9 protein-coding genes and 1 pseudogene are annotated in these 9,056 nt (G+C 36.3%); 5 read left to right on the top strand and 5 right to left on the bottom strand.

From position 1 onward, the window contains the following. Positions 1-57: 57 nt before the first annotated feature. Positions 58-930, bottom strand: coding sequence for a LysR family transcriptional regulator (locus AC1DIT_RS25485; protein WP_016113695.1), 873 nt, complete (start codon positions 928-930; stop codon positions 58-60). Between the two features lie 112 nt (positions 931-1,042). Between AC1DIT_RS25485 and AC1DIT_RS25490 the strand changes: the two genes are divergently transcribed. The 4 genes from AC1DIT_RS25490 to AC1DIT_RS25505 all read left to right on the top strand — a co-directional run bounded on the left by AC1DIT_RS25490 (position 1,043) and on the right by AC1DIT_RS25505 (position 2,778). Next, the gene (locus AC1DIT_RS25490; protein ID WP_476998494.1) at positions 1,043-1,459 is read left to right on the top strand and encodes a tautomerase family protein; all 417 of its coding nucleotides are present in this window, start codon (positions 1,043-1,045) and stop codon (positions 1,457-1,459) included. Beyond that, positions 1,456-1,764, top strand: coding sequence for a carboxymuconolactone decarboxylase family protein (locus AC1DIT_RS25495; RefSeq protein WP_016113693.1), 309 nt, complete (start codon positions 1,456-1,458; stop codon positions 1,762-1,764). The genes AC1DIT_RS25490 and AC1DIT_RS25495 overlap by 4 nt, the downstream gene beginning before the upstream one ends. Before the next feature lie 70 nt (positions 1,765-1,834). Then, a complete protein-coding gene (locus tag AC1DIT_RS25500; protein ID WP_016113692.1) occupies positions 1,835-2,320 on the top strand; it encodes an NUDIX domain-containing protein in 486 nt (161 codons plus the stop codon). 14 nt (positions 2,321-2,334) lie between these two features. Continuing rightward, the gene (locus AC1DIT_RS25505; protein ID WP_016113691.1) at positions 2,335-2,778 is read left to right on the top strand and encodes an NUDIX domain-containing protein; all 444 of its coding nucleotides are present in this window, start codon (positions 2,335-2,337) and stop codon (positions 2,776-2,778) included. Positions 2,779-3,068: 290 nt separating this feature from the next. Here the strand turns inward: AC1DIT_RS25505 and hemY are convergent, their stop codons facing one another. The 4 genes from hemY to AC1DIT_RS25525 form a co-directional block, all read right to left on the bottom strand. Then, positions 3,069-4,490: a protoporphyrinogen oxidase gene (hemY, locus tag AC1DIT_RS25510; protein WP_016131221.1), complete on the bottom strand. Its 1,422-nt coding sequence runs from the start codon at positions 4,488-4,490 to the stop codon at positions 3,069-3,071. Positions 4,491-4,514: 24 nt separating this feature from the next. Next, positions 4,515-5,450, bottom strand: a complete 936-nt coding sequence (gene hemH / locus AC1DIT_RS25515) for a ferrochelatase (protein ID WP_476998495.1) — start codon at positions 5,448-5,450, stop codon at positions 4,515-4,517. A 14-nt stretch (positions 5,451-5,464) separates the two neighbouring features. Beyond that, positions 5,465-6,511, bottom strand: coding sequence for a uroporphyrinogen decarboxylase (gene hemE, locus AC1DIT_RS25520; RefSeq protein ID WP_016113688.1), 1,047 nt, complete (start codon positions 6,509-6,511; stop codon positions 5,465-5,467). A 176-nt stretch (positions 6,512-6,687) separates the two neighbouring features. Next, positions 6,688-8,805 (bottom strand): transglycosylase domain-containing protein, encoded by a 2,118-nt coding sequence (locus tag AC1DIT_RS25525; protein ID WP_476998496.1) that lies wholly within the window; start codon positions 8,803-8,805, stop codon positions 6,688-6,690. A gap of 128 nt (positions 8,806-8,933) precedes the next feature. On the opposite strand from AC1DIT_RS25525, the pseudogene AC1DIT_RS25530 reads away from it, so the two are divergent. After that, positions 8,934-9,056, top strand: a pseudogene (locus AC1DIT_RS25530) (antibiotic biosynthesis monooxygenase); the annotation flags it as partial.

Here is a 9,056-nt window from a genome sequence, read left to right on the forward strand (position 1 = left end):
GTAAAACAAAGCCCCTTTCAATTTCGAAAGGGGCTTTTCGAATTCTGCACTCTTTATTTATAACAATGATTCAATTAATTTTAGCAGTTGCTTTTTTGTCTGACTTAAATAATTTCTTTTTTTAGAAGAAATACATAATCCTATCGGCATTTGAGGATCAAATCCTTTAACCTTAAACAATATATTTCCTTCTTTTAAATTAGTCCCCTTAGGAATAATACCTATCATCTCTCCAAAAATCGTTTGTGGAATGAGATGTAGTGCACTACAATTATAGACCTTTTTAAAGGATACGTTATTTTCCGATAAAAAAGCATTCACAGATTGATAATAATAGCAACTATTCTCTCCTATTAAAATAGGATAATCAATGATATCTGATATTTCCACTGACTCTTTTTGTAATAACGGATGATGAGGATTATTAACAATAAATTGTATTTGTTCCTTACAAAGTGGGGTGAAGTTCACATTAGAAATATTTTTATTGTTTCCGCAAACTGCAAAATCAATTTTATTTTGGTCTACCATTTGTGATAAAAGTGCTGTATTCCCTACAACAAAATCACAATGTATATATGGTTTCTCCGCATTTAAATATTTTAATAGTGGAGGAATCAATTTTTCTGCAATCGAGTCTAATAGACCAATTCTTACCGTTCCCTTCTCCTCATTGCTTATACGCTGCGCCTGAGATATTGAATACTCCCAATGCATTAGCAAATGATCCACTTCTTCTGCAAATAATGCTCCTTCATCCGTTAACCTGGCATCCCACCCTCGCTCGAACAAAAGAAAACCAAGTTCCTTCTCTAGCTTTTTTATATGTGTTGTTACAGTTGACTGAGCATAGTTTAACTTTTTGGCTGCAAGTGAGAAAGTCCCTTCCTGAGTAATCATTTTGAACGTTTTCAACTCTTTTATTTCCATTTTTACACCTGATCTCTATCGGCATTATTGATAATTATATGATAATTTTTCAATTATCAAAATTAAAATTGTAGGAGTAAAATAAATCCATACGAAAGGGAGTGAAGAAGAAATGCCGTTTGTTACTGTTTATTATCCAGAAAATCAATTGAATAAAGAAAAGTTTAAAAAAGTAAGTAATGGTATTCACCTTRCATTAATGGAACATTTTCAGATTCCAAAAGATGATTACTTTCACATGTTTTTACCCTATCCATCTCATCAATTTTTTTACAATCCATATTATCTCTTAGAGGAGGAGAAAAAAAGAACAGATACAATGATACATGTTTCTATTACATGTGGACCAGGAAGAACAATACAGCAAAAAAGAAATTTGTATCAATCAATCTCAGAAGCTTTTTATAACCATTTAAACATCTCTACAACTAATATTTTTATTACACTAAACGAGACATCTGCTGAAAACTGGTCATTTGGTCAAGGAATAGCTCAAATGGTTACAATGAAGGAGGCAAAAGAATCATGAATGACCGTATCGAACTCAATGTTTCACAGAAAATGAGAGATACTGCTCCCGATTTTGTTGATTATAGTGAAAACGTATTATTCGAAAAAGTATGGAGAGACCCTACTTTAACATCAAAAGAAAGAAGTTTCATTACACTTTCTGCTTTAATTAGTATTGGTAATACAGAACAGCTACCATTTCATCTACAATTAGCCGAAAAAAACGGAATGACTCAGCAAGAAATTGTTGCTTTAATCACACATCTAGCCTTTTATGTTGGATGGCCGAAAGCAGCTGCAGCACTAAATGTAATACTCAACTAAAATCGAATACAAAACTCAAAAAATACTGTAAAATAATATGGTATATTTTTCAAAAGGTGGGGGATAACCAATGAATTACCATATTAGAGTAAGAGCTGGAGCAGTTATTATCGAAAATGATTCAATCCTCTTAATTGAATTTCATGACGAAAATGGCCTTCATTATAATTTACCAGCAGGTGGAGTTGGACCAAATGAAACAGTTATAGACGCTGTACAAAGGGAAGCAAAAGAAGAAGCATCAATTGATGTAGAAGTCGGTTCATTGGCATTTGCTTATGAATATGCGCCACATCTAAACGATAATAAATATGGCCCGACTCATTCTTTACATCTCATGTTTGAATGTAAAATAAAGAATGGTTCTACCCCAAAAATGCCTGCTAATCCCGATCCAAATCAAATGGATGTAAAATGGGTACCGCTATCTGATTTACATAATATTATTCTATATCCAAATATAAGAGATCATATTATTCATTATGCAAAACATAAAAGAAATATAGATATGATTGAAGAGCATGCCCTAGAAGAGTATCCTACAGCTATTAACTGAAGGGAATGACATACATGAAAATTAGAAATTCAGTTAAAGCCATACTTATACACGAAGATACATTATTAGTAACGACTTATGAAGATGAAGACGGCACATATCACCTGCTCCCTGGTGGTGGGCAAGAGATTGGTGAAACGCTAGATAAAACTTTGAAAAGAGAATGTCTTGAAGAAACGAGGATTGAAGTAAAAGAAGGTGACCTCTTATTTATAAGAGAATGTTTTATGGATCCTGAAGTACACAGAGTTGAATTTATGTATTCATGTACACCTGTCTCCTTTACAAATGTAAATTCCAAAACCCTACATATGGACAGCAAACAAACAGGTATTTCCTGGTTACCAATAGATGACTTGCTACGTTATCCTCTGTTTCCTATTGGCATCAGGAAGCTTATTCAAGACTTTCATGCTGGTAATCAGTCAAGTCCTGTTTATATTGGTGAGATCGAATAAATGCTTTCATCTAAAGAATTTCTAAAGATTATTTTTATCCTACACCAATGAAAGTAGCTGAAGGGATATTAGACTAGAAAAAGATTTCATGGCTCTTAGATGAAAAGAATTATGGATTAGATGAGATTATCCCTCACATTTTACCTAAAATTCTCGATAGCTCTAAAAATTTTATCAGCGCAAAATCAAATATATCAGCGATTTTTTGAATATATCAGCGTTTCGACAAAGGATATCGCCCCTCCGACAAGCAACGACAAAAAAACAGGAGCTACCAAGCTCCTGTTTCATTATTGCGCAATTAATTCCGTCTCATCTACTTTTTCCAAATAAGACAACACATGCTTTACAGCCGCCTCCCCTTGATCAATACAATCAGGAAGACCGGATCCAGCATAAGAGCTACCAGCTAAATAAACACCTGGCAATTCTTTATCCATAAATGTTGTTAACTTCTTCATTCGCTCTTTATGCCCCACTGTATATTGCGGCATTGCATCTTTCCAGCGGCTTACAACAGTAAAGTCTGGATCTGCCTTAATATCCATTGTTTTTTGCAAATCTTCTAATATAAATTGAACAATTTCTTCATCTGTTTGCTCTACGATTGCTTCATCACCAGGACGCCCAACGTAACAACGAAGAAGAACTTTTCCTTCTGGTGTTGTATGCGGCCACTTCTTATGTGTCCACGTACATGCTGTAATAGAAAAATCACTATTTCGAGATACAACGAAGCCCGTACCATTAATATCACGCTTGATTGCTTCTTTCGGAAAAGCGAGTGCAACATTCGCAACCGATGTTGATGGAATATTGCGGAAGAAGCGGAACTCTTTATACTGTGCAAACATAGATGGCAATACTTTATGAGACGCAGCAACAACGATGGAATCCGCCTCAATTTCTTTTCCATTACTTAATGTAATATGATAACCATCACCCATTTTTGCAACTTTTTCAATGCGAGTACCCTTCACAACAGTTCCATCTTCTAGCTGCTCTTCTATTTTTTCTACAATGGATTGTAAGCCTGTTTTTAATGTTAAAAAGATCCCTTTCGGCTTTACATCTTTTATTTTCTTCGGAGCCAACGTACGCATACCTAGTGAAATACTACGATATTTTTGCTCCACTTGATAAAATTGTGGGAACGTGGCCATTAAACTCATTTGATCAATATCCCCCGCATAAATTCCAGATAACAATGGTTCGATTAAGTTTTCAACCACTTCATTTCCTAGACGACGACGGAAAAATTGACCAAGTGATTGATCGGAAACAGGTTTTGAACGTGGCAATACAAAATCAAAACCTGCTCTTACTTTACCAATCGGAGAGAACAATCCTGAAAATAGAAACGGGGTAACTTGCGTTGGAATTCCCATCATAGATCCGCGCGGCATCTTATGTAATCGATTGTTCACGAGAACAAATGATTGACCAGTTGCATTGTTTACAAGCTCATCTCCAAGTTCGAGTTCTCTTGCTAGTCTAGCTGCACTCTCTTTTCTTTCTAAGAAAGAATCTGGACCACGCTCAATTGTAAATCCACCTTTTCGAACGGTTTGAATTTTCCCTCCAAGTTTACCCGATGCTTCTATTAACAATGTATCAATCGGCAATCCTTTTTCGCGAATTTCTTTTTGTAAGTAATACGCTGTTGTTAAACCTGTAATTCCACCACCGATGATAACAACTTTCTTCTTCAAAACGGCCCCTCCTTTCCCAAGGTATTACGAAACATCCATTTGTTTCTTTAACACTACATCTGCTAAACAAGAAATAAATGAATCTGATGCATTTGGCATTTCTGGACGATAATACTTTGCTCCAATTTCTTCTGTAACGATTTTGCATTCAATATCATTGTCATATAACACTTCTAAATGTTCAGCTACAAATCCAACCGGTGCATATACAAATGAAGTGTAGTTATACTTTTCATGTAGCTCTCTCGTTAAATCTTGTACATCTGGCCCAATCCATGGGTCCGGTGTATTTCCCGCACTTTGCCAGCCGACCGCATAATTCGGAACCTCTGCACCGCGTGCGATATAATCAGCTGTTTCGTTTAACTGTTCTGGATAAGGATCACCTAAAGCGATGATTTTTTCTGGCAAACTATGCGCAGATACAATTAAAACCGCCTTTTCACGTTCTTCTTCTGTCATACTGCTATATACTTTTTTCACTTCATCTACCCAGTACTGGATAAACTTCGGCTCTTTATACCAGCTATCGATACCATGAATTGTTAAGTTTCCAAGCTTATTTGCTTCTTCTTGCGCTCGGCCGACATATGATTTTACGCTGAACGTAGAATAGTGCGGAGCAAGAACAAGGGCAATTGCCTCTTCAATCCCATCGTTATGCATAGCTTGTACAGCATCCTCAATGAAAGGTYCAATATGTTTTAAACCAAGATACATGTGGAATTCTACGTTATCCTGCATTTCGTTTAAACGTTTTTCTAACTTTTTCGCTTGTTCTAATGTAATAGTAGCTAAAGGAGAAATACCACCAATTGCACAGTAACGTTCTGTTAGATCCTCTAACATTTCCGGACTTGGCTTTCTGCCTCTACGAATATGTGTATAGTAACGTTCAATATCTTCTTCTTTATACGGTGTTCCGTATGCCATTACAAGCAAACCAATTTTCTTTTTCATACACGTATTCTCCTTTACTTCGCTAACTGTGCTTTCGAATAATCATGAATAAAYGTCGTCAAGCGTTTTAATGTATCTGGATTTACTTCTGGGAATACACCGTGACCTAAGTTAAATACATAACCAGGCTGCTTCATTCCTTGATCTAAAATTGTTTTTACATGCTCCTCGATAACGTCCCATGGTGCAAGTAAGAATGAAGGATCCATATTGCCTTGTACTGCTTTATGAATGCCGCGCCCGCGCGCTTCTTCAATTGACAGGCGCCAATCAAGTCCGACTACATCAAGAGATAAGTCATTCCATTCATTTGCTAAATGTCCTGCTCCAACGCCGTGCATAATCATCGGAACGCCCATCGTGCGAACTTCCGTGAAAATACGCTCCATTGCAGGTTTAATAAACAAACGATAATCTGCTACATTCACTGTTCCAACCCAAGAATCAAAGACTTGTACTGCTTTTGCCCCTGCTTTGATCTGTGCCTTCAAATATGTAACTACCATATCTGCAAGCTTATCCATTAAAGCAAACCAAGCTTTCGGTTCTGCATACATAAACGCCTTCGTTTTGTGGTAATTACGAGAAGGTCCGCCTTCGATCATATAACTTGCTAATGTAAATGGCGCCCCTGAAAAGCCAATTAGCGGAACATCTAACATCTCGTTTGTTAATAAACGAATTGTATCTAATATGTATGGAACATCCTCTTCCGGATGAATTTCACCAAGTTTTTCTACGTCCTGTAAAGAACGAATTGGGTTATCAATAACCGGTCCAATCCCAGATTTAATTTCAACATCAACGCCGATTGCTGGAAGTGGTGACATAATATCTTTATAAAGAATCGCTGCGTCTACATTATATTGATCAACTGGAAGCTTTGTAACATATGCACATAACTCCGGATTGTGTGTAATTTCAAATAAAGAATACTTCTCTTTTATCTTTCTATACTCAGGTTGTGAACGCCCTGCTTGTCGCATATACCATGCTGGTATATATTCTGTTTGTTCCCCCATACATGCTTTTAAAAATGTCTCATTTATATTTCTTACCAAGACCCTTGCTCCCTTCCTTACCTATACGAACCCTATCCTATTATTTATCTTTTTTTACTATACAGCTTGTAAAAACAAAATGCATAGCATTATGTACGTTGTTCATGAAATTGACACAAACGTTCGTAAAACCGCTTACTATTTTCACAACATTCTTATTATATCACAAGCAAAAATTACGGTTTAGCTACTTTTGTCTTTTCTCCTTCTCGATTTGTTTGTGGATTGTACGGAACTACATAAAAGCTTGGTTTAGAGAATATGTTAATAAACTTTTCCTCATACTCACCAATCCCTTTTACCGTTCCAACGTGAATATGCTTCCCTTGTTCTACTTTATAGATTCTATATACAACCCGTTTATCGGGAAGTGGAGTCCAGTGTAATTTTGCAGTAAACAAGCTAAATGGACTAAAAGATAACTGTGCTTCCACGTTCTCAATTTTACTTAGGCGGATTGGTTTTCCAATTGTTTCGACATCTTTTGGCCGCTTGAAATTTGAATTATCTTGTACATTTGCCTTCGTTAAAATCTTTTTAAATAATTCTGTTGCAGATAGCTTTCCAYCATAAAGTTGGTGTTCTTTATCCGTACGATCATACCCAATCCATACCGCGCCTACTAAACTTGGAGTATATCCAACAAACCAAATATCCCTAGCGCCTTCACTTTGATTAGGAAGTGACGTTGTACCCGTTTTCCCAGCTAATGCACCGTTATATACTCCTGCTCTCGCTGTCCCCTCCTTTACAACCCCTTCTAACATTTTTGTCATATACCATGCTGTTTGTTTTGAAAAAACTTTCGTTTCGTTTTTAGGTGATTCTCCAATCACCTTTCCGTGTCGATCGAGTACCTGTTCAATAACATGCGGCTCAATAATTTTTCCATTCGCTAAGAACGCACGGTACATCTTTACAAGTTCAAATGGAGAGACCCCTTCTTTAAGTCCGCCAAGTGCCGTACTTAAACCAGATTCTGCAATATGAATATTTCCCTTCTCTAAATATTGCTTCCCTTGCTCTACACCCATTTCATGTAATAAAGATACAGCCGGTACATTCCCCGATTCTAAGAGTGCATCATACATCGTTACTTCTTTTGAATACCTATGATTATAATTTCGTGGTTCATACCCTTCAAAAGATGTTTGCTCATTTGTTAATAAAGAATACGGATTATATTTTTTCGTTTCCAGCGCTGGTGCATACACAATGAGCGGCTTTAAAACAGACCCTGGCTGTCTTTTCGCAAACACTCTATTAAATCCTCTTGGGACATACTCTCTTCCACCAATTGCGGCTTTAATTCCTCCAGTTGCATTATCCATTAATAAAAAAGCACCTTGTGCCCCGTTTTCTTTACCTGGAAAATTTCGTGCATCTTGAAATTGATCATAAGCTACTTTTTGAATTTTTTCATCCATAGATACAATAAATGTATATCCTCCGCGAAGCACTTCTTGATGTGACAAACCATATAAGCGTGCTGCTTCATCTACAACCATATCCACATACGGTATATAAGCAAGTTCTCGCTCATCTAAACTTTTATAAAGAGCAATTGTCTTTCCTTGGTAACGAACACTCTCCTCAGCTGATAAGTATCCTTGTTTATGCATAAGAGATAAAACTAAATCACGGCGCTCTTTGTTCTTTTCTGGATATAAAAAGGGAGAATATCCATTCGGTGCTTTCGGAAGACCTGCAAGCATCGCCCCTTCTTCAACTGTTAATTTTTCTACATCTTTATTAAAATACAATTTCGCCGCTGCTTGAATCCCGTAAGCACCATGACCAAAATAAATATGATTCATATACATTTCAAGAAGCTGTTGCTTCGTATATTTATGTTCCAATTGAAGAGCGATTGCCACTTCTTTTAATTTACGTGTAAATGTTTTTTCATGAGTTAAAAAAACATTTTTAACTAACTGCTGCGTAATTGTACTACCGCCTTCCACTTTCTCTCCTGCTAAAATGTCTTTATACAACGCGCGAAAAACAGAAGGATAATCGATTCCATAATGTTCATAAAATCTAGCATCTTCTACAGCTATAAACGCCTCTGCTACATGTTTAGGAATTCGCTCAATTGGTACAAGTTCTCTATTTTCTACATATAACTTCGTAATTTCTTTTCCTCGCTGATCAACGATACGTGATGAAGAGTGGAAAACAAGCCGTTTTTCATCCATTATATAACCACCAGCTAACACAATCAGTTTATAGAATACAATCGCAACTACAAACACTGCTACGCCGCCCATTAGGCTCCACTTTATTTTCTTCATACATCGTCCTTCTTTCCAAATGATGGTATGTTTATTATTTGAAAAACGACTATCTTTATGTATATAATCTTCGAAGTTTTTTGTAAGAGTTGCTATAATGAAATTAAACTCATAAAGGGGGCATTACAATGAAAGCAATTATTTCATACGCAACACCTCTAGAACAACCACATTTCACTGCAAAGAATGATGAGAAAGATATGTTTTATAAAGAAAATACCGAAGAAACTGTAGAAGGATCACTTCAATAT

The sequence above is a fragment of the Bacillus sp. 05T22 genome (genome assembly GCF_056396765.1).

Excerpts from the sequence above, each read along its gene's own strand:
- AC1DIT_RS25500 (WP_016113692.1), top strand. The coding sequence starts at position 1,835 with ATGAATTACCATATTAGAGTAAGAGCTGGAGCAGTTATTATCGAAAAT.
- AC1DIT_RS25495 (WP_016113693.1), top strand. The coding sequence starts at position 1,456 with ATGAATGACCGTATCGAACTCAATGTTTCACAGAAAATGAGAGATACT.
- AC1DIT_RS25505 (WP_016113691.1), top strand. The coding sequence starts at position 2,335 with ATGAAAATTAGAAATTCAGTTAAAGCCATACTTATACACGAAGATACA.
- AC1DIT_RS25485 (WP_016113695.1), bottom strand. The coding sequence starts at position 930 with ATGGAAATAAAAGAGTTGAAAACGTTCAAAATGATTACTCAGGAAGGG.